The organism is Paenibacillus sp. 2RAB27 (assembly GCF_052115445.1).
GTDB lineage: Bacteria > Bacillota > Bacilli > Paenibacillales > NBRC-103111 > Paenibacillus_E.
Genome location: NZ_JBFRGR010000007.1, coordinates 1 through 23,943, shown reverse-complemented (window position 1 = coordinate 23,943; position 23,943 = coordinate 1). Strand labels below are relative to the sequence as shown.

Annotated in this window: 12 protein-coding genes and 1 pseudogene; all 13 read right to left on the bottom strand. The window is 44.7% G+C overall.

The features are described 5' to 3' along the window. Positions 1-353: 353 nt before the first annotated feature. Positions 354-1,703: an ABC transporter substrate-binding protein gene (locus tag AB4114_RS12445; RefSeq protein WP_441988751.1), complete on the bottom strand. Its 1,350-nt coding sequence runs from the start codon at positions 1,701-1,703 to the stop codon at positions 354-356. Between the two features lie 119 nt (positions 1,704-1,822). Next, positions 1,823-3,418: a response regulator transcription factor gene (locus AB4114_RS12440; RefSeq protein ID WP_441988750.1), complete on the bottom strand. Its 1,596-nt coding sequence runs from the start codon at positions 3,416-3,418 to the stop codon at positions 1,823-1,825. Beyond that, positions 3,415-5,136, bottom strand: a complete 1,722-nt coding sequence (locus AB4114_RS12435; protein WP_441988749.1) for a histidine kinase — start codon at positions 5,134-5,136, stop codon at positions 3,415-3,417. Before AB4114_RS12435 ends, AB4114_RS12440 begins: the two co-directional genes overlap by 4 nt. Before the next feature lie 302 nt (positions 5,137-5,438). Continuing rightward, on the bottom strand, positions 5,439-11,042 hold the full coding sequence (locus AB4114_RS12430; protein WP_441988748.1) for a golvesin C-terminal-like domain-containing protein: 5,604 nt from the start codon (positions 11,040-11,042) through the stop codon (positions 5,439-5,441). Positions 11,043-11,314: 272 nt separating this feature from the next. Further along, complete coding sequence (locus AB4114_RS12425) at positions 11,315-12,523, bottom strand: GDSL-type esterase/lipase family protein (protein ID WP_441988747.1); 1,209 nt, start codon at positions 12,521-12,523, stop codon at positions 11,315-11,317. A gap of 7 nt (positions 12,524-12,530) precedes the next feature. Next, positions 12,531-14,756: an FAD-dependent oxidoreductase gene (locus AB4114_RS12420; RefSeq protein ID WP_441988746.1), complete on the bottom strand. Its 2,226-nt coding sequence runs from the start codon at positions 14,754-14,756 to the stop codon at positions 12,531-12,533. A gap of 87 nt (positions 14,757-14,843) precedes the next feature. Continuing rightward, positions 14,844-16,469 (bottom strand): response regulator, encoded by a 1,626-nt coding sequence (locus tag AB4114_RS12415; protein WP_441988745.1) that lies wholly within the window; start codon positions 16,467-16,469, stop codon positions 14,844-14,846. Then, a complete protein-coding gene (locus AB4114_RS12410; protein WP_441988744.1) occupies positions 16,466-18,205 on the bottom strand; it encodes a sensor histidine kinase in 1,740 nt (579 codons plus the stop codon). Before AB4114_RS12410 ends, AB4114_RS12415 begins: the two co-directional genes overlap by 4 nt. 93 nt (positions 18,206-18,298) lie before the next feature. Continuing rightward, a complete protein-coding gene (locus tag AB4114_RS12405) occupies positions 18,299-19,885 on the bottom strand; it encodes an extracellular solute-binding protein (RefSeq protein ID WP_441988743.1) in 1,587 nt (528 codons plus the stop codon). Between the two features lie 71 nt (positions 19,886-19,956). Continuing rightward, complete coding sequence (locus AB4114_RS12400) at positions 19,957-20,826, bottom strand: carbohydrate ABC transporter permease (RefSeq protein WP_441988742.1); 870 nt, start codon at positions 20,824-20,826, stop codon at positions 19,957-19,959. Between the two features lie 13 nt (positions 20,827-20,839). Continuing rightward, positions 20,840-21,787, bottom strand: coding sequence for an ABC transporter permease (locus tag AB4114_RS12395; RefSeq protein ID WP_171632635.1), 948 nt, complete (start codon positions 21,785-21,787; stop codon positions 20,840-20,842). Positions 21,788-22,628: 841 nt separating this feature from the next. Further along, positions 22,629-22,868 (bottom strand): hypothetical protein, encoded by a 240-nt coding sequence (locus AB4114_RS12390; RefSeq protein WP_441988741.1) that lies wholly within the window; start codon positions 22,866-22,868, stop codon positions 22,629-22,631. Between the two features lie 154 nt (positions 22,869-23,022). Continuing rightward, positions 23,023-23,943: pseudogene (locus AB4114_RS12385) on the bottom strand (cohesin domain-containing protein); the annotation flags it as partial.

The following is a 23,943-nucleotide window of genomic DNA, read 5'->3' as shown; positions in this document are numbered from 1 at the left end:
AAACGTAATCGGATGTCTTCAATATACGAAACTTGACGGAGGCATGTATACGTTCTCCAAAAGAATCGCCCGGATTTCTCGAACAAGCAAAAACGCCTCTGTCATGAACAAGAGGCGCTTTGCCCAAAACCATCGCCAGTTTTGGGTTATTGAATTCGATTGTATCACACGAAGAGACGGTGCCAGTAGATTCAAAACTTGTACATTCATATAACAATTCTTAGGAGTTGGAGCATGCCTCGCCGTTATTTCCATTCAAGGAGATTCTGCATCGACGTATTACGTTCTAACTCAGAAAAGGACCTGGCAGACTTCAAATTGAAGTCCGCCAGGTCCTTTTTCTAACACAACCGTTATTTTTTCTCAGCCTTAATCGCTTGATCCGCTCTTGTTTTCATATTCTGTATAGCTTTGTMCAAAGGCTGCACACCCATGACATATTTCTCTGTTTCTTCATTAATAATTTTGGTCATTTCCGGTAAAGCGGTGGAAATCGTTTGAACTGGGAACGTATAATCGCCCTTGATTAGCGATTTCAGAGAATCCACGTTTATTAGGTTTGCTGCATCTCCGACCATAAGCTCAGCCACTTTATCCACATCAATTTTCTTGGAAGATGGCAAACGTCCACCTGGAATCATGAGAAGATTGCCTTCAGTTAAGTACCACGAGATAAATTGAAAGGCTTCGTCTTTGTTCGAGGACGTATTGTTTATCGACATAAAGTCGTTGAAGCCTGCTGTATTCACTTTGCCGCTCTTCTCCAACTGGGGCACAGGGGCAAATATAGTTTTGAACTCATGCGGGAAGCTCTTGGTATCTTTCACATTCCTTAGCAAATGTGTGCCTCCGAAGATCATTGCCGCTTTACCGGTCAGCAGCTCATTGGGAGGAAGCAGCTTGTTGGCGATAATTTCCGGCCACTTGACCGATAATCCCTTGTCCTGCAGCGCTTTTTGATATTCCAAGCCCTTCTTGACGGCAGGACTGTCGAAGGTGGACAATCCATCCGCGGTATAATAGGAATCCACTGGCTTATTCTCAAGAATGGCAAAACGTACCATATTATCCTGTGGAGCCTGAATAAAACTGCCCTTCTGATCCGGTGTATGCAGCTTCTCGGCAAGCGCCATGTAGTCATCCCATGTCCATCCTTGAGCCGGGATTTTCTCTCCCGTTTTCTCCAATGCCGTTTGATTAATCAAAACGGAAGATAACAGCTTCATGGCAGGTAAATAATGCGTTTTCCCTTTGAATGGGACGACATTATCTTTACCAATAATATCATCTACATTAAGCTTATATTTGCTAATCAAATCATCCAACGGATAGGTGACGCCAGCATTCGCTCGGCGATTATAATTCGTTTCTCCATAGCTAAAGAAAATGTCCGGAGCATCGGAGTTGCTGATAAGCGCCGTATCGAGCTTCGTGTTACCGCTATCGTCGTTAACATAGCGTGTATACTCCACTTGGATATCGGGATGTGAGCTATTCCACTTCGTGACCACATCCTTGGGTCCGCTCTCTTCGGGAATGCCGCCCCACAGCTTAAGTTTGACTGCTTTCGTAGGAACAGCTGAGCTTGCTGCGTTCACTGCAGCGGGAGATGAGCTTGTTGTGTTGTCGCCTTTTGCACAGCCAGAAAGCATCAAACTAAATGCCATTGTTAGTGATAGTGCGGAATATATCGATTTCTTCATACAGGTAAAACCCCTCTCTTACTTGTTTTCATCCGTTTGGAACATCATTAGCATAGCAAAGTGATCATTCCTGCGTAATGAATTCATTTAAGATCTTACCTGTCTTATTTTATCCACTTTTAGTGAATATAGCGCTTACGATATTCTTGCGGGTATATGCCTTCGATTTTTTTAAACAACTTAGCGAAATAATTAGGGTCCGAATAGCCGATCGCGTCCGCGACTTCATAAATTTTAACATTGGGATCCTTAAGCATTTCCCTGGCTTTCTTCATTCGTATACGGATCATGTAATCGATCATCGTTTCGCCTGTTTCTTTCTTGAATAAGGAGCTTAAATACGGTTCCGTAAAATTAACTTCTTTGGCTAAGTCGGACATTTTAAAGGAAGTTCTGTACTTTTCTTCGATCATTCTTTGAACGGCTCTAATTTCGGGTCGAGGCTGATGAACCGTACATGCGCGCAAATGCTCGAAGAAGACGGAAATCCAACCAATCAACCACTCGCTTATTTCTTGTATGGACTCAGATGTCCTCACGACATGATGAGGATACTTCCCCTCGTAGGGCTCAATCGAGTAAAGGTCCCCACCTTTATGTTGAAGGAACACCTCGAATTGATGCACAATATGCAGCCAACGTTCTCTTGCTAGATCTGGATAAGGTCTGGGTACTCCGTTTTCTAAATAGGCGTCAGCCATATTCCTTACAGCATTCTGAAGCGCTTCTTTGTCTTGCCGAGCCATCAAATCGAGCCATTCATCCTGTGACGAAATGGGCAAAGCATGATTCACGAATAGTTGTTCTCTATATCGAATGACACGATTCGAGTCATTGTAAAATCTCTCCAAAAGCGCTTCTTCAGCAAACTTACATGCTTCATGCAGGTCGTATGCTCGTTCAACAGGGGAATAAGTACCGAAGTAGACAGACATTTTGAGATAGCGTTGTATACATTCCCTCATCTCCTCAAGCATCGGCTCTTCCCCCGTACCGGATATCATACCGAAACGCCCCCCACCCAATTCCACAATGTGTCCTGCCTTATATTTGCGCATAATTTCCCTAAGTATATTCATTACGGAAAAGCGCAGCAGCTTTTCACTCTTAAAGCGATTCTCATCTACAACAGACTCGTATCGGTCGATTCTCATCACAGAAACCGTCCATGGAAATGTCGGAAGCAGATCCGCATATTCCTCTGAGAGATCATCCGCTTCCCTCTTCGAGTATTGCATAGTTAAGAGATCATGCAAATGCTTTTCAATGGTTATTTCTTGGCGAAATTGAACAGATTTCCGATTAAGAAGTACCGTTTCCTCCTGCTTTTTACGCTCGTTCTCGATTTCCGCTTGCATTTGCTGCAGCTTGGATTGAAGATCTTCCGGTCTCATAGTCAGCTTCAATATATAGTCGGAAGCGCCGAGCTGTAAGGCCCGCCTTACATACCCAAAATCATTATAATTGGATAAAATTAAAATTTTGATGTGCGGATATAGCTCCCTCACCCGTTCCATTAGCGAGATTCCATCCATATTCGGCATAGAAATGTCGGTGATCAACAGGTCACATGGCTTTTCAGCAAGAATGGTAAGGGCATCTAATCCATCCACCGCCTCGCCAATCAATTCAAAACCGAATTCCTCCCAAGGAATAAACGTCTTGAGTCCGAGCCTCACCAGAAATTCATCTTCCACTAATAAAAGCTTGGTCATGCTGGATCCTCCATCCTGTTCCAAGGCAGCTTGATAACCGTCTCCACGCCGGCATCCATGCCATTGTGCATAAATAGCCCATGAGGTTCCCCGAAATGCATGCGAATTCGACTTTGAACATTTTCAAGTCCGATTCCACTATATTTCCCTTGCCTGATTGGATCGGATTTCTCAAGAGCATCGTCTGCAAGCTTTCTCTCAGACAGCCCTTGACCATTATCTGAAATCGTGACAAACAACAAACCGTCTTCCTGATAAGCCCCAATATGGATGATTAAAGGCATACGGTTCCCATGGATAATGCTGTTTTCCACAATAGGTTGAAGGGTGAATTTAAGCATGCGCGCAGACAACAAACTTTCATCGACCTTAATGAACAAATCTATATTATCGTTAAACCGAATTTTTTGCAGTGAAAAATAGTGCTCTATAAAATCAAGCTCATCTCGCAGTGTGACAACTTCGCTCTCCTGCTTCATACTGTAGCTGAGCATAATACCTAAGGAAGTAATCATATCCCCAACGTTTTTAGCACCCGAGAATAAAGCCAGCCACTTAATAGAATTGAGTGCATTAAACAAGAAATGGGGAGAAATTTGAGCCTGGAGAGCATGAAATCTTGCTTCCTCTTTAAGCTGCTGCTCTTCTCGAAGAGTCTTAACCATCTCCTTCAAGCTTGAAAGCATACGGTTGAAGTGATGGCTCAGCAGTCCAATTTCATCGTTTCCTCCCGCCAACGCAGGCTTTTCGAAATTTCCGGATGATGCTTTACCCATTGCCTGCACGAGTGAACGAATTGGCTTCATCAAACGTAAAGTAAAGAAGACATAGATGAGAAGAAAGAATGCGAATAAAACGATGACACTCCATGTCGTTGTGGAACGTACGTTTTTCAACTGCTGCACCCATTGTTCTTGCATGGGGATCCATCGCAATTGCCAGCCAGTTGCTTTTAAGGTTTGTGCAAATAGGGATCGTTCCTCTCCCGATTCAATCTTGTTCCACAATTCCTCCTGTCCCCAAAGCAGGCGGGTTTTATCGGATATCAGGAATTGGGCAGGGGAATCCTCCTCTGCGCCATTGGAAACGAGAAACATTTCCTTGATTGGAAATGCGATAAAGACTAAACCATATCCCTTTGTCGTCTCACCTTTAATTAACCGGACCATGGTAATAAAACCACCTTCTTGGTTCCCTTCAAGGCCTTTCACTTTCAAAGAAGGGTTCACATCCCAAGCAGGAGCACCATTTTTTTCTTTGGCTTGTTTCACATAATCCGGCATCACTTTAAGAATCTCTTCGGTTTGATTGGTCGCATAGATGCTGCCATTAAATCCATAAACCGCAACAATGGCATGGTTGTCCAAAATATAGGAGATCAGGTTGTCCATCTTGCTCTGTAGACCAATTACCCTCTGGAAGGTTGGATAATCATCTAAATCCGACTGCCCCGAACTTCTTAGCAATTGCAAAACATCATAGTCGTTCGTGAGCAAATTCGAAACATTTAACGTCCGATTCAGCATATCGTTGGCTCGATCCGTAACCCGCTTTAGAACCTGAGTTTGAGTGTCGGTCATTTGTCTCATAAATATTTTGTCAGATTGAACGAAGTAGAGATACAACATTAATAAAATAGGAACCACAATAAACAACGTAAATACAAGTAAAAACTTGAGTCGAAGCGAGAAAAATAACTGCCTTTTGTTTACTGTCATTCCTCTCTCCCCTTCGAAAACAATGTGCAATGGCAACCGTCCACTGAACGGTTGCCATAATGATTTATATAGGTAGTATTATAACTCACAGATTACTTTTATAACTAGGTGCTGTTTAATGTTTATACATGGTTATATTTAATATAAGATTGAAGTCCTTCGAGGATGAGCGACCGCGTTTTCAAGGTTGTTTATATCGCCAATAAGCGTTCTCCGTTTTTCGAATGTTCAAGGATTTGACCGGGCGAACGCCGGTAATAAAAGAGCCGAATGGATCGTTCTCATCCACTCAGCTCTTAGGATTATTTTACAACAATTTGTATAACATCACTTACTGTTGTTCCACTTCCATTTATAAACTCGCCACGATACTGATAATTGCCAGGAGCTTTCCCCGATATTTGTGTAATTGCTGATTGTGCACTTGGTGTGTGTGAAGATAAAGCTTGCATTTCAATAAGTTCGCCATTTTCGTATAATCGATATGCTACTGCGTTCGTCCCCCACCACATATTAGCAGTAATGGTATAGTTCCCATCTTGATCCCAGTTGTCACTGGACAACACAGGTTTGCCGGGATTCGCATCACTCACGATGACGGTATGGGGATCACATGAAGTCGTTCCATACAAATTCGATAACACACATGTATACACATAGGTTCCGTTTGGCTTACCTTGAATTGGAATAATGGAAGTCTGGGCTGCTGGTGATGCATCGGCCAGTGACTTCGTTTGAATCAATTGGCCATTCTCGTACAACTTATACAGTGAGCCATTGTTTCCCCACCACATATTCATCGTAACCTCATAATTGCCATCATATAAGCCTGACGCATAACCACTATTATTCGATAGTATCGGTTTACCTGGCACCTCGTTCGCATGCAATGCCGGACTGAAGGATTGCCGTTCAAACTTGACGGCATCAGCCCTGGTGTAAATCATATCAGCAGGAAGGGTTGGCGGATCTACCGTAGTCGGAGTGTCCCTAGTTAAACGAACATATTCGCTGCCGTCTCCTGTAAAGTCGAACGTGCCAAGATTAACCCAACCCGATGAGCCAACTGTCGCATCCATATAGGTCACCTCGGTGACCGACTGATGCTTCACTTCGACTTTGACATGATTATCGTTTGCCGTTGTATGGACGAGCTTGTAGATAGAGACCGCATATCTCCCTTCTGGGAATTGCGCCTTCCATGTCGCCGATGAACCTTGAACCGTAGAGTAACGGGACTTCACGCCAATTTTGTAGCCGGCTAAATTACTTTGGCTCCAAGACCCTACTGTCGTGTATAACCCGGACGTATTCGTACTGTCGACGATTATCGTCAGATCCCTAATCGCTATGGTCAAATGTGGTGTAGTTAAAGTCACTCCGTCCATCGTTACCGTGGCCCACACTTCGATGTGATCCGTTACGCCATCTAGGTTTTGAAGGGTCACCAAACCGTTACTGTCCACTGCAGCCAGATCGGTTCTGTCAACGAAATACTGCACATTGGCCTGGGTCAAATCACCGATCAATCCGTTGTCCAAGTAGCCGGTTACACTCAACTGAGCAGCTTGCGTCATCTGTAATTCGTCCCTATCCGACTTGATGATCACCGACTCCAATTGGAGCGACCTATTAGGGTCCACCCACATCATGGCATCGGCAACTACCCGTGACTTGTTGGCTTTATTCGTTAATTCGACATACCCACTATCCCCTGCTGCAAAAGGATAGGCTCCTAGGAATACCCACGTCCCATTGGCTATGGACTGATCAACGGTAACCGTCTCGGAGCCCCCGCTATAATAAACGGTAAAGGAGGCGTTGGTTGCCCAATTTTCGCTAGTGGCAGTTATTTGCGGGAGCTTGTAATACACATTATATGTGACGCTTTCTGGCAGGTCAGGTCGCCATTTAATTGTGCTTGTTGCTGTTCCCGCAGTCGATTTCGCATACACATAGTTATCATAGTAGTAGTCATTGGCGGTTGTATCTCGTATCCAGACGCCTTCTGTATCCGCCTCTGTATTATCTACAATAATGGATGCTTCCTCCTGCCACTCTGGTTGGACTGGCGTTACTGCTACGTGATCTGGCAGATATAGCGTCCGCTTGCGGGTCTGTTTTCCGTCCGATTCCACATAATAGGTGAAAGTTTGGGACAAATCATTTACCCGTATCGACCACTCCATCGGATAGATCGTATCTGGAACAGTCGTGTACGTGGCCCCTCCATCCAAGGAGTAATGGATCGTCGCTGGCTTTGTCGTTTTTGCCTCCACATAAGCATCGTAGGACGTTTTGTCGGGCTTGACGATGAGCATGCCTTTAACAGCATCGATTGGACTGTGGACATCGAAGAAATAGCTCGCATCCGATGTATCAGCAGTTCTAACCTGATGCAGCGGCACATTAATATGAAGTCCCTCCACAATGATAGCAGTTATCCCCTTGCCTGAAACCGTGGCCTGAATGATTCCGCCACTCATCACCGCTTGCTCTGGTGTCCCGTTATCACGGATGATGGTTACGTTATAATCTTGTGCTGGGTTGAACCCGATCATTTGCGCATTCAATTCGATCGGAGTCTGTACCTCAGCCGTCGATTCGTTACTTAAACTGATGTAGAATTTATTTCCGCTTTCTCCCGTTATCCAGTTCAATTGCGGATGGTTGGTCTCGATAATCCCTTTGGGCATCCAGAGCCACACATTAGAATTGCCGTAAAATTGTCCTGGCTTATTCCCATAGAGATGATATTTGAACCATAAGAAATTAGTTTCAAATACGGAAGGGAAAGTAATACTTCCATTCGATTTCAATGATTGTTCGCTGATCAAATAATCCATCGTTTGCCCGAGCTGTGCCGGCATATGGTGATAATAGATGGATGTTGCCCCGCTTGGACCTTGCAGAGGAAAATCCGGTTGGAGTTGACTAACTGCGAAGCCTTTATAGTAATACCCTGGATAGTTGGAATATCGTCCGATAACCGCATTATGCGCGATATCCTGCAATAGTTTATCGCCAGTATAGAGCGACAATCTCATCATGAATGGCGCCTCCTGCGCATTCATCCGATAATAGCCGGTTGTGCTTCCCGCTTCAAACGTCAACCCATTGGGAGAAACAAGCCAACTGTCCGCTTGTACGCCACCGGCTACATCTTCAGGGAGCTTGCTCCTAGGATAGGCGTATTTGCCACTTTCCGGCCAATGGAACGATTCCGCGTAATTATATGTCTCCGGCTGTGGAATCGTAACGGTGCCTTCAGGAACCGGACGAGCAACGAACATGGTAGCGTACTGTTTGGCTTCCTTGTACGCGGCATTCAAATATTTGGAATCTTTCGTTTCCTCGTACAGCTCCAAGATCTCCATCCACAGCTTGCCATAATAATAAATAAACTCATTTTTACTCACGTTCACGGATGCAGGCGTATCGATATTTTGAGCGATATAGCTGTCGGCTGCATCCTTGGCAGCCTGAAAATACTGCGCATCACCTGTCATACGATACATCATAAGGGGCTGAATGACAGGCCCCCGATCTTTCTGATCGGGATCTCGTACAAGGTACTCTTCCTGCCCCAGCGCCCCAATGCCTGCCGAAGTGCCCAGCATTTGATTGACAGCGGCAACGCTTGAAACGTCGAACGGCAATGTTGCCATTTTCCATAACGATGGTACGCTGTATACAGGCTTCTGTGTCGGCGACCAACCGATACCATTTCGTGATACCCCGTATTGAATCAACGGCAACGCCCTCGTATTGTAAAGCTGGTCGTCCCCAGTCAAATAATAAGCCCCCAGAAGAGCCGCATTCGATGTTGTTCGAACGCTATCCTCGTTCTCGATATCGATGAAGCCCTTGGCACGGTTCCACCACCCGCTTGGTGATGGGACATAATTAACAGAGTCATCCCCCTGCGGTTCGATCTTGAGCAGATCGATCATATTAAACATCGCGTCCGTAAGCGACTGATCCGCGACATTTTCCCGGTAAGCCGAATAGTCGTATTCACTGCGGAGAATATCCTYGTAGGCTTCATACAGTTTGCTTCTCTGAGCGATTAGCCCCATATGAAACTGATAGGTGCTTTCCGCGGTCATTTGTGAATAAGTCCCTAGTTGAGGCGCATATAGGATCGGCTGCACGCTACCTTCGTTGTTGACAAGACTCATGCCAAGCCGTTGCTGGGAAACGCCCCCCGTCGGTTCAAACTCGACCGGCAGCTCCTCAGATGGTGCAAATATGCCATACGATATCGCATTCCCAGCTCCATCATTCTTCTCAACTAGACTCATCGGAGCACTTAACTCCCTCAAGCTAGTTGATTCAACTGATCCTACCATCTTCGCGTGCGACCTGAAACCACTTAACACTTCATTGATGCCAGAGACCAGCTCTGTTGTGAAAGATTGATAGCCAATCACATAATTCCCGTTCCGGCGAGGTGTAAAAGCAAAGGAAACATCAGGTTTGTCCCCTGCCAATGACCAATTTACTTGTAAATCGTAATCGCTTCCATGCAAAGAATCGGTTAATACGGCCGTATGGCTATCAGGGAAATGGATCCCGTCGAATGTAATCCAGCGTTTGTTCATCGTATCGTAGTAATTAGTTCGACTTCCCGCATTCCCATCCAATAAGACCCATTGTTCTTCAAGTCTTTCCGGCACAGTATTCATTGGCACCCAGTTCCCTGTCCCCGTGTCCTTGTAGAACAGATCACGAACGATGGATTTGCCGCCATCCCAAGCGGCTTCATAGAAAGTCGCCTTATAGTTTGCGTTTTCAATGCTGCCTTTCTCCGTATAATGGAGATTCGCCAATGTGCGGCTGCGCAGCGGAGGCAATGGTGGCGCTTGCTGCCGGATATTCCCTTCGAACTTAACTGCATCCGCACGCGTAATGATTGTTCCGGTCGTAGGTTGTGTTCGTGTCAGCCTGACAAACTCCGTATCAGCACCACTGAAATAATAGGTCCCCAAATCAACCCAACCGACGGATGGTCCTGATGAGGGCCTTAGATCCATAAACATGACATCCGTAATCCCATTATGAACAATCTCGATTTTCACATTACTATCTGCTTTATCCGCCCAATCCAGCTTGTAGAACGATATTTTCGCCGTCCCTGCTTCCAATCGCGGATTCCATGTAATGCTTCTTCCTACAGCATCTGTATAGTTGGAACTGGAATTATTATACCCTTTCACCCCCGTGCTCGTGCTCCAATAAGGAGCTGAGTATCCGTTATTCTTGTTATCCACATCAACGGTAACGACACCATCCGTCGTAATGCTTCCATTATCAATAATGATCGTCTTATGGGGCTCTTTTTGCTGAATATTCCCTTCGAATTTAACCGCATCCGCGCGCGTAAGTATCGTGCTGGTACTGCCGGTAGACCGGGTCAATTTAACGAATTCTTCACCAATCCCGGAAAAATAGTACTCCCCCAAATCAACCCAACCCACAGCCGCCCCGAATGCAGGTCTCAAATCTATAAATTGAACATCCGTCGTGCCATTATGAACGATTTCGATTTTCACATTGCTATCTGCTTTATCCGCCCAATCAAGCTTGTAGAACGATATTCTCGCCGTTCCTGCGTCCAATCGTGGATTCCACGTTATGGTTCTGCCTACTGTACTTGTATATTTGGAACTGGAGTTATCATACCCCTTCACACCTGTACTTGTGGTCCAATTCGGAGCCGAGTATCCGTTATTCATGTTATCCACATCAGGTGTCACAACACCATTAATCGTGATGCTCCCATCATCGATGATGATCGTCTTATTCGGTAAGGACTCCGCATTAGTGGAGCTTACTCCGAGAAAGTTCAGTGGCACTATCATCGTCATCATTAAAACGATTAAAAGCAGCTTCCTTTTTAACATATCACTCACATCCTCTCCCTATATTGACAGCGCTTTCAACACAAACAATAATACCCCCCTTTGTTAGAATGATCGTTACGAAGCGATTTACCGTATCCTTTTGGTAATCGCCTTCGTCTTTTGTAGCATAGCATGTAACCTAGCTGTGAAATTTCTTCGATTTCTAGAATTTCTTATAAGATTTTAAGTGAAAAAACCTACATGGTTATAGACTGCTGGGCAGCAGTCAGGTACCATGCAGGTTTTCCAAGCAGCAAAGCCTCTCCTATCCATTATACAGGCGGCTGCACCAACAACAACTTCCCAAGCTGGATCACCGTTTGATCGTACCAATCCGGATGCTCCATAACATGCTGCCTGCTTCGCTCGTTGCCGGATGCTTCAAACACAGCCGCTTTGTCTGTCTTCTCGTTATCGATTTCGAAGCGAACCGTATGTCTTCCATTCGGAAGCTCTGGTAAGTAAACAAACTGATTTCGATTATGATCGTTATAGAATGTGAACCGGTCGACCAAGAAGGGCTCACCACCATCCACCGTCACCTTCAATCTACCGGAATCAGGTCCTCCGATATCGAACAGCCCGATGTGCGTGCCTTCGAACTGCACGGTGATCGCCTCTCCAGGATCGACTGCTCGCCATAGGCCGGGGAACAACCAATCGTACTTGCGGGCCAGTTCAAAATCATCGGGCGTCACGTAAGACCATCCTGCCGAAAAATGGGCATTACCATCCAGCGGCTGCATCGATGCGTACTCCCACGGATTGGACGGGACCAAGGTGGCTTGAGGCAGGTTATGTTCAACGCTTCCCGAACTAACCCCAAGTTCACGAATCCGCTCAAATGACCGGGTGATCGTATCTGTGTAAATCTGATGCCCTTCGGGAATGATTGGATGGATCGCATCATGCGTAAAAACAATAGCTCCGGGAATGGACTCTCCTGCTTTCGAAGTAAAAACGAGCTTGCCCTCCCTCACCAATTGACTGACCGCTACGCCCAGATGAATCGAAGGAATACCATAATAGTCAGCTACTTCCTCTTGCATGAGGGCTCCCTTCTGGTATTCCCCAGCCTGAAATCCTACCACGTCTCGCTCTTTCACCGTATAGACGAACAGGATATCGATAAACCGGCTCATCTTGCGGATTTGACGGACTATTCCTTCGATCCGCGCTTTCGACTCGGGCACTCCGCCATCGTTACCGACAAACTCAACAAACACGAGATCAGGCTGATGACGAAGCACATCCGTCTCCAAACGGGCACAGCCCAAATCCGAGCCAGTTCCGTCAATGCCTGCATTCACACTGCGGATATCCGCCTCGGGATATTGCTCACGAAGCCAGTCCGCCGTCATGACTCGATATCCTGCAGAACGCGTATTACTGCCGCCAAAATAGACGATTGTCACCGTTTCCCCATTTTCCAACTTCTGAATGACATTAGGTAACCCTCTTCGAGGGAATAATTCCTGCATCACGACTTCACCTGACCTCACTGATCGTTTTAGGAGCAAACAATTTTACAGCAAACACTTCATGATAAGGCGAACCGTAAGTTGCGCTGAAATGAATCCGGATTTGGGTAACACCCTTTGCATCCACCTTATGTTTATTCAACGTGTGATAATTGCCACGGATACTGATTTCACTCTCGGTTCCATCTTCTAAGGTCAAGGTCACATCATAATCTTGGATAAGCGGCTCGATCGGATCGTCGAAATGTTCCAAATCCAGCTGTGAGTTGAAAACGAGATGAATTTCATCCAGATGTTTAGGACTTGCAAAGATGAGTTCCAACCACTCCTGTCCTTCCGTACGTTCGGAAATCCAGCCGTTCGGCAGACCATAAGGTCTAGAGTAGCCGTTAACGACATTCTCGGGTTTATACATATTCTGCGATGGCAGTAGGTCCTTAAAGCAAATACTCTTATTGAATTTCTTTAGCTTCGACGGCTCTTCCGGCCTATAATGGAAGCTGACCGCTCCTGTCAGTTTCTCTTCATTGCCGTATACGGCAAGGCTCTCCGTTCCTTCCAGCACGATGTAAACTTTATCGTCTGCCGGCTTCTCTAAGCCCAAGTCCAGTGTAATCCAGTCGTCATGACCCGCTGCAATAGCTAAGCTATAGTCTTTCAACTGACTGGTTGGAATATAGTTTTCCTTCCGATCCCCGCCAAACAACTTCACATGCAGCGTTTCCGAATGCTCGGAGCTATTTTTAATTTTGACCCGTACGCTTTCCGCCACAGATGTCTCAATCGGCACAACCAAGCATAACCCTTGCTCCAAGGGAATCGCTTCGGTTGGATGAAGATTGTCATAGCTGCGCTGCGAAGAGGCACGAATCTGTAATCCGTCAGCAAAGTAAGGATCCAATTCCTCTTTCAGCCCTACAATCGTTTGCCCGTCTCGAAGCAGCAACGACTGCAGCTCTCCCATATGCGCTTCGACGAGATCTGCGGGGTCTACTTCATATTTCAGGCATAGCGAAGCGGCCGTTCCAACCGCCTGCCCCATACAACCGCAGGTGGCCATTACCCTTGTCGATCCGAAAGCAACATGGGTAGCACTTATATTGCGACCAGCGAACATGAGGTTAGGTACATTTTGGGAGAACAAACTCCGAAAAGGAATATTGTATAAGCCAGGCACGAAATTCCAGGCTGTAGCCGGTCCCTCATCGTAGATGCCCTTCGCAGCATGTAAGTCCATATACCATCCCCCGACGGATACTGCATCATCGAAATGCGGCTTTTCTGTAAGATCGGTCTGAGACAACATGTGGTTCCCAATAAAGCGCCTTGATTCCCGTTTTCCTGGAATTGGGCAAACATAATCCAAGATGAGATTGTCCACATCATCAAATTCGCCGCTATTTTTGATATAATCCCAAATCCCGTAAACCAATTTCCGCAGTTCCAATGCGATGTCTTCATTATTAGCGATAACATCCATATGCCCGCCGTATTCCAGCCACCACAAGCCGCCGAGTCCGTTGATTTTTCTAGGAAAAGCACGATGGTTCAAACCTTTTTTGATACTTTCAAAAAAGGGCAACTTCGTAATGTCATACGCAAAGCCCGGCCTCCTGTAAGGAACCGAATATTCTACGTTGCGTGCTTGGAAAAGGATCGTGTCTCCCATGGTGTAATGGTCAGCCACTTCTGGAGCCAAGTCTTCCTTGTATTCATGCTTCGCTTCTCTCCCCCATCGGAAGTGAGCACCTGCCTGAAATCCGACAACCCCGTCCCCGGAGCAATCGATGTAGGTTCGGCTTTCAAATCGGTATTTTCTTTCGGAAGCCAGTTGGAGGCCCTCCACCCATTTGATTCTGCCATTCTCCATCCCCGTTTCATGCACGCACGTATTCAGAAATAGAGAAATGTTAGGCTCAGCATAAACCATATCCAACAAGACCGTATCTGAAAGCGAAAGCATAAGCTTTTTGTTATATAACGGATTATAGTGGAAAATCTTCAATTTGAGCTCTTCTATCAATCCGCCCTCACGTGCATAATAGGATGGACTTTTGCCAAGATAGGCCGACCCATTGATATGAACCCTAACCTCGCTGCTGGCATTTCCCCCAAGAACTGGCCGATCATTAATAAGCGACACTTGCAGCCCTTGACGAGCAGCAGCAATCGCAGCGCATAGCCCAGCAATCCCCCCGCCTACGACGGTTACATCTGCTTTAATAAGCTCCATATTGATTACCTCCATGATTAGATACATCTATCATGGTAAGCCTTTTGTTCGCTGTTTATTTACATGATTTCAAGAAAAAATCATATTTTATTTAGATTCATACCGTGTCATTTTGATCCGATATTGCTTAGGTGTGTCACCCGTATATTCTTTAAATAGTTTGCAGAAATATCCTTCATTGACAATGCCTACTTCCTCGCACAATTCCAATAACGAATAATCTTGAACATTTAACAGTTCGAGCGCCAGTTGGATTTTTTTACGGTTGATGTAGCTGATTACACCTTCGTTCATTGTTTTCTTAAATAGGCTGCTAAAATACGATGGCGCTAAGTTTACATCCTCAGCAATAGCCTCCAAGGTTAAACGCTGTTTCAGATTTTTCTCAATAAAGCGCATGGCTCTCATGATTTCTGCCCGATGTAAAAGTTGACCGGCGTGTACATATTGGAATGTGAAGTCACTAATATAGGCAAGTTGCTCTCGAAATGCCATAAATTCTATAGGAAACTCGGCTATATCCGTGGTCGACGTGTTCCCCGATTTAAATTTCATAATGATGTCTCTGTACAAGTCTCGAAGCATAGGTGCCATGATGGACCTATGAATTTTATGATCCGTAGCAAATTGATTTAACTCAGCAAATTCTTTCTCCAGCTCTTCTTTGGAAACTTGTCTTTGTACCCCTACAAGAAAATCAGCCAGTTTCTGCTGGAATTCCTCTCTTTTGTCATTCCGGTAATGGAACCGATGCGCGGGTGTTTTGACTACTTTTTCTGCATGATAATAGAAATCCTCACTCACATTTTGAGCTTCCGTGTAAGCTTGTCTGATGGATTCCCAACCTCGATGCGGACCGCCAAAAGCTACGGATACCCTTTGATTCAAATACTGCTGTAAATGAGTGACGATCTGACTTCCTAATTCCTGGCAAGCAAATTCCGTATCCATTTCACTGCGATTATGTTCCCACGAAAGAAAGCCAATAAAACGATTATCGGACAGATCTGTAGCTACACCTCTGCCACTATTCATCACCGTTTCTTCGATGACATTCGTAATCGCATATTTCAAAATGTTTTGATCAACCGCTGAATATTCATTTCGGAAACTTTCATACAGATTCATTTCAACAATAAAGCAACAGTAGTTGGCTTGAAAGAACTGGGACTCCATACGATTGGCAAAATTCGATACGCGATGAGAAGGTATTTCGCCTCTAATCAGTTCGTTAAAAAATTGCTTGCGGACCCTGTATTTATTTTCAAGAACGGACACGTTTAAAGATTGAAATTCCTCTTCTTTTTTCTTAACCTCATCCAAAATGCCAGCTGCCTTACCCAAAGCTCGATCCAAATCTGCTTCATTCAAGGGAACCTTAACAATGTACTCCATGACGTTGGCATGGATAGCTCGCTGTGCATATTCAAACGTCGAATAGGCGGTCAGAAGAATGAATTGGGTCTGAGGCAGCTCCAACTTTAACTGCTCAATCATGGCGATCCCATCCATTCGCGGCATTACGATATCGGAGATGACGATGTCCGGTTTGAGCTTTAAAATCTCCTCGATCCCTTTCAGCCCATTATTCGCTTTCCCGATTAAATGGAATCGCGTTTCCTTATGGGAGAGCTCGCTAAAATATAATTCCAAGCGTTGAATGATTAGATCTTCATCGTCAACAATGAAGCAGGTGTAGTCTCTCACCGTCATACATCTCCTTTAAACGAACCTACAGGGAATACAGCGCGAACACATGTCATCTCCTGAGGCGTGCTTATAATTTGGAGCCCGAACTGCTCCCCATAGTGAAGTCTTATTCGACCATGAATATTGTTTAACCCGATTCTTTTCCTTTTTACTTCCAGATCACTCGGGTCTGCGATTAAAATATGCTGTATGCGATCCGCTGGAATGCCTTCGCCTTGATCAATGACTTCGACCATGACGAAGCCGCCCTTCCTGTACGCATGAATCGTAATCGAGCCTTCGATTCCACCGCCGTTATAGCCATGGAAGATACTATTTTCCACAATGGGCTGCAGCAGCATACGAAAAACCGGAAAATCCATTAGCCCCTCTTCGATATGCTCAATCAGATGAAAGTGCCTATTATAACGGATGTTCTGGATCGCGATATAGTCAGATACATTGCGCAACTCCTGACGTAGTGAAACCTTCTCCGAAGCGTCGGCGATCCCGTATTCCAATATGGCAATTAGAGACCCGATGACCACATCTACTTTCTCTATTTGTCCGAGACGTATGACATTGCTGATTGATCCAAGCGTATTATAGAGAAAATGAGGGTTTATTTGAGATTGCAGCACTTGGATTTCCAGTTTCCGCTCCAGTTCATTATGAAGCTCTGCTCGCCGTATCAGTTCCACAATTTGCTGCAGCATACGGTCGAAGGCTAGGGAAAGGTCACCGAATTCATCGTTTCGGTTAATGGTAACTGTCGTTGTCAAATCGCCTTGCTCTACCCGCTTCATTTTTGTTTTGAGTGCATAGAGCGGATTCCTTATATATTTGGCAATAAAGAAGGAAATGAACAAACTTAGTAGTAAGCCTGCAACRAGAAGTCCAAGATAATAGTTTTCCAATCTGGACAACGCAGCTTCCATGCGAGATTCATCATTCATCGAGATGAGGAACCAATTGAATTTCTCCGTCGGTTTCTTCAGAATGGAGACCGGTAAGCCATCTTTGGTATGGAGTTGTAGGCTTGTTCCCGTCGTATCCAGAATTTGTTCTGCCGACATTTCCCCGATTGAAAACGTATGATCTTGAATACTTAGGGGGCCTCTATTTTCCGAAAATCCAGCAATAATTTTACCCGATGTGGTAATCAAAGCTAGATTCATTCGTTCTTTTTTATTAATCTTAAACAAGGTTTCTTCAATCGCATTTAGATCCAAATCTACAGCAATAGCCATAGGAGTCGGAGTGACGTTCAGATATCGTACCATCGTAACGGTCCAACCGGAATACTTCGATTTATAAGGATCACTGACAAATGTAGTTCGTTTGTTCTTGTCGGCCGCATCAAATAAGGGTTTTCTGTCCGATAAAGGTTCATCGAAAATTCGCGTAGTCGTACTTCCGCCTAGAATAGATAAATCACTATTGATCAAGTAAATGTTACTCACGTAGTTACTGTTTAGTTCATAGAGCTCTCTTAATTGCTTTTTAATCACTTCCGTATTGGCAATGTTTGCTTTCACCGAAGTCTCGACCGAGAACAAAATCGTCTGGAAGGAAGAAAAGTTAACCGTTAGATACTGGTCAACTTTGTCCAGTATTTGGTTTGTGTAATAAATGTCATTGGTTCTTATTTCCTTCTGTACATAGCGATAGGACAATTGGCTTATCAAGATGATGCAGCTTAATACAAACGCAAATACAATCATAAATAGTTTTATAGGCAAGCTGATTCTTCTTCGCATCGGTCATCTTCCTTTTAAATCTGGATTAAACTAAGCATAGCATAGTATAGGACAACAAAGAGAGGGGCGATTTATCGCCACTCTCTTCGTCGATTACTTAATTAAGCCTGCTTCTTTAAATTGTTTAACTGCTGTATCCTTGTATTTCTGCATGTCGAACTTGGTATCCAATGTTTGGAGGAAATTATCCCAGTTGGTTAGAGGATCTTTACCAGACATAAATTTGACTAAGCTTTCATTAATAAAACGTGTGCGGTCTGCTGCTAAGCTATCACTCGGATCTGCCGTCAACAAGTTACCAGGTAAAGTAAGACCCACATATTTCTGATTGTTCGTGAAAGCTTCTGCTGTCTTCGGATTCTGGAAGCTGAAGTACTCGGCATCATCGCCACGACGCGGCATTCTATAATGATCAACCCATAGGTACTTTTCTTTCACTTCCTTGGATAATTCAGAGTTTTTATTTTTGATCTTGCCGTCTACGACATCCCAATGAATTCCTTTAATTCCGTATGCGAAATTCGGGTAGGCTTCTTTGTCCGTAAACATATATTCCAGCATAGACAGGATCCGAATGATTTTCTCCTTATCCGCTTTCTTGGAAATGGCCCATGAATTGCCTTGGAACGATTTTCTCTCTACGATTTGATCGCCGTATGGCCCTTTCATTGGAGGAATAACGATCCATTCCGGTACTTCTCCGCCGATTTCTTTCATTTTCTGCTGATAATCCGGTTCTAGTCTGCGGGCATCTCTGATCATGAAGCCAACTTTACCTTTAAATAACTTTTGGTCCAACAAATCAGGCGTATTCATCGTCACCCAGTCTGGATCCACAACTTTCGCTGTCATCATTTTATTGATGTAAGCGAGTGCTTCCTTCATTTTAGGATCAATAAATAAGTACACCGGTTTGTTATCTTTCACATCAATGGCGGAGGGAGGATTGACGCCAAACATCCACATCAAGCTATCGAAGCCGTAGGTTTGCAGATTGCCTTCTTTATTCATACCGCCAATGAATCCGTACGTATCATTCTTGCCGTTGCCATCAGGGTCTTTCTCCGTAAAGGCTTTCATCACTTCGAACAACTCGTCAGGGGTTGTCGGCACTTTCATGCCTAGCTTTTTTAACCAATCGTTCCGGATAAAGTAGCTTCGACTGATACCGTTTACATTATCATAACCTGGAACTCCAATCGTTTTGCCCAGATAGGACGTCGCCTCCCAGGAGTCTTTAGCAAAACGCTTCTTCAATTCCGGAAATTGATCCAAGTATGGCGTCAGATCCGCAAGCACACCTTGATCATAATATTGTGCGAGATCGGATCGACTCTTCAAGAAGAGCAAATCGGGAATATCTCCTCCTGCAATCAACGTATTCAGTTTGGTTGTTGCCTGCCCAGCTTGAGGAATCGTCATATCCAAATCGATGTTCATCGCCTTTTCCAACATTTGGCGTTGAATATCTTCTTCACGTGGAGGTATCGGAGCAGCAGCATTGAAAGTCCCTTGGTTAAACATCGAGATTTTCATTTTGGTCGCAAACTTGTTAGCCTCGGTTTGAGGGCTGCTCGAAGCTGCAGGCTTAACTTCTTCTTGATTCCCACATGCTGACAATAGCGTTCCCAGCCCTACGACAGYAGCCAGAACAGTAAATGTAATCTTTTTACGTTCCATATTGACCTCTCCTTTTGCTTGTATATATATTATCACGGTGTCCCCGTAACAACCTAGGTAAGAATTGCCTTTTAACCTTTAATCGATCCCATAAGCACACCTTTTGTAAAATGCTTTTGCATAAATGGATACACGATTAAGATCGGAACCGTCGTCACGACGACAGCAGCCATTTGCACAGCGAATTTGCTAACCGTTCCGGAATTGGCCATCGATTCAGCGCTTTCTGATGCAATGTTAAGCAGAATGTTGCGCAAGACAACTTGAAGCGGCATTAACTTCGCATCATTCAAGTAAACAATGGCATCGAAATAACTGTTCCAATGCCCCACGGCGTAAAATAAGGAAATCGTAGCAAGCACGGGCATAGAGAGTGGTAAAATGATCCTCCAAAGCGCTTGAAGTTCACTTGCGCCGTCGACCCTCGCCGATTCCTCGATTTCAGCAGGCAATTGCTCGAAAAAGCCTTTAATAATGACCAGATTAAATGCACTAATTAGATGCGGGATAATCAATACCCACGGACTGTTTAGCAATCCTAGAGAGCGGATTAACAAATATGTCGGAATTAAACCTCCGCTGAACATCATGGTAAACACAATGAATATTAAAAACGTGCTGCGCCCCGGCAAATATTTTTTGGACAACGGATAAGCAGCTAGTACCGTAAAAAGCACATTTAGCGCCGTGCCTACGATCGTTCGAAACAACGTAATTTTATACGCCTGCCCTATACCATGAGAAATGAACACTTCTTTATAGGCTAGGAACGTAAAGGTTTCTGGAATAATCACAATTCCTTTTCTTACTACTTCCGATTCTGGCGTCACTGATACAGCAACGACATATAAAAAGGGAAGTAAGCAAAGTAGGGCTAGTATAATAAGAATAGAATATACGACTACTTGCCATATTTTTTCCCCGACTGTCAAATTAATCATGTATAAAACCACCTCACCAAATTTGCCCATCGAATTTTTTGGCAATCTTGTTCGCAGCCAAAACTAAAGCAAATCCGATGATAGCTTTAAACAATCCCACAGCCGTAGCCAAACCAATCTTCAGACGCTCCAACCCTTCACGGTATACCCATGTGTCGATAATGTCGATTTTCTCTTGGTTAAAACTATTCGCAAACATGAATATCTGGTCAAAACCAGCGTCCAGAATATGACTTAATTTCAGGATCAGCATCAGAATAATGACGCCTCGAATGCCGGGTAATGTGACATGCCATAGCTGTCTCGACTTGGAAGCCCCATCAATTCGAGCTGCTTCATATAAACTTGGATCAATGCCCGCTAATGCGGCAAGGTATAAGATCGCTCCCCAGCCAATATCCTTCCATATTTCAGATAGGATGATCAGCAGTCTACCCCAGGCAGGTTCCGTTAGAAAGGAGATAGGCTGAATCCCATTTTCCTTAAAAATCATGTTAAAAAGGCCATCCCCTGGTGCTAATAACGCCACCATCAGTCCATAAACAATGACCCATGACAGAAAATGGGGCAAATACGTGATCGTTTGCACGATTTTCTTAAACCATTGGGTATACACTTCATTGAGAAGTAAAGCAAGTACGATAGGAGCGGAGAAACCGAACAATAGCTTATACAGCGATATGATAATCGTATTTCTCATAATGTCCCAGAAATAAACGCCATTGATAAAATCTTTGAAATTTTTCAATCCCACCCACGGGCTATCCCATAGTCCCAAGGCGAGGTTATAGTTTTTAAAAGCAATAATGATTCCTGCCATAGGAATATATTTGAATACGGCAAAGTACACTAATGCCGGAAATAAGAGCGCATACATCACTTTATATCTGCTTATCGTTCTTATCCATGAATCCCGCTTTTTCGGGGTGGGAAGGGCGTCCGTTGCCAGTTTTGCTTGCATATCATCACCTCGTCTTTATTTATATTTGTATAATAGCATCCGCCTATCGGATAAATTTCTGTGATTTCTAGAATTTCTTACAAGATATTAAGTAGTCGGTCCATGGAGAATGCCAATACAATTGGCATGAAAAAAACGTCTAACGCCGTCCTTATTGGACGGTAGCGTTTCTCAAGAAATATAGCCAACTTATCTTTCCCAGGCTGGGTAGCTTTTGGGGATTAACTGGTAAAACTAGCCTTTAGGGAGTTTAACTGGATTTTCTACATCTAATTTTGCTCGAAATGTCCAGATTGGCAAAACCGGCCTGAAATAACGGGAGGAAATCCAGTTATTTTGCGAAATGCCGTGATTTCGCTTGAATTAGCTGCAGAAAATCCAGTTATTCGCTTGGCCTTCTCTTACCCATACCCCCAGAAATGAAAAAACGGACAGAGTGAGCGCGACCCTAATCAGGTGCTTTCACTTGTCCTTTGAACTTCTGTAATTGTATTTTTCTCATCTTGAGATTAGTGTCATATCGATCACAATAAACCTCATTTACTTAAGTGGATTTTCCCTAATGACCGAGATTCTAAGTAGTCAAAAAGCAGTGCAAACAGATTTTTAGCTCCATGTATAAAAAAAGGTCCCTTTCGCCCACCCTATGAAGCTCTAGCTCGATTTCGATCGTGAGTCACCACGGTGGCAATCAAGCTCGTAATCCAGAGGAAACGGATTGTCGTACATTCGAGTCCAAGATCTAGTACCTAACTAAACATGAATGAGTGAGTTAGAAAAGAGGCCTTTATGGCCTCTTTTTCTGTTCTACCTTTATTGTAACCAATAATGATAATTATTATCAGTGTTGTGTGGAGAGATTTTCAAGGTCCGCGATGTCTTGTGTCGGCGCCTGACACGCGAAGTTCTGGCACACATACGCTGTGGCCCGCCCTCCAAGCTGCAGCTTGTCTTGCACGAGCGGAGTCAGCTTGCGCACCTCTTCGCCTGCCTCCTCTGGCGGGTGAAGAATCAGCAGCGCATGCTGCACCGCGCGCAGCATGCGCTGCGTCTCGGCCTTCGCCTGATTGCTTGCGATCACAATTTCGATGGCTTCGCCATAAGCGAAATTGTGATCGCGGTCAGCGTCAACGCGTGGCTAGGCGGGTACTGACTGACAGCTTATATTTTAACTACCATCTTACTGTTAGTAAAATGATTGCTGATTCAAACTGCTTCCACAACCGAATTAAGAATTAATTTTCCGAAAGCCAGTCGTCAAGAAGCATTCTTGCTACTGCCGCAAGGACTTGAATATCGATTTTGCCACTATTAAAGATATCGGCTGCTTCGATTTCAATCCAGTTGGCATCTGTTGACTTCGTTCCATAATACTTGGAGATGACGGACAGATCATTGATGGTGACACTCGTTTGACCCGGAACTAGCGTAACAATCTTCGTCAGGAATGTTTGCAGTGCCGTATTCACATCTGTTGTCGCCGTGTTCACTTGCGTCTGCGTTGCTGCCGAGCTGCTTAATACTGCGTTAGCGCTTGTTATAGCCGCTTGCAATGCCGTTCTCGCAGCCGCCGGGTATTGACCGATTTTGGTGCCTTCAGTCACTGCATCATGCTTGCTTTGCGCAGCWSTAATYGCTTTGCTCAATGCWGATTTGTCTACAGTACCAGRATCGGTGTGTACTGAATTATTGAACGTTGTCAACGCCGCATTTAGAGCACTCATTGCATCCGCGACTTCCGTTTGGGTTGATGCTGCGTTATCGCGTACCGCTTTGACGTTGTTAATAACTGATTGTAATATCGCTTTCGATCCGTTTGAATACTGGCCGATATTGTTTCCTTCCGTCGCTGCATCATGCTTGCTCTGAGCAGCAATAATCGCAGCGTTCAATTCCGCTTTATCCACATCTTTAATTTGAATGCTGAGAGATACTCCGGTAACTGGCGTACCCGAACCCGCGAGGGAAACGTTAAAATCGGATAACGACACCGTTGTTTCCCCTACTGCAACCCCCGCTTTGGTTTTGGCGTGTATGGTTAACAGATTTCCGATCGTACTTATCGCGGTGTCATTTCCCTCGCTGGCCATAATGATTAGAATCTGGCCTTTATCGGCCTTGATCGCGGTCCCCAACACGTTGAAATGATTTCTTAG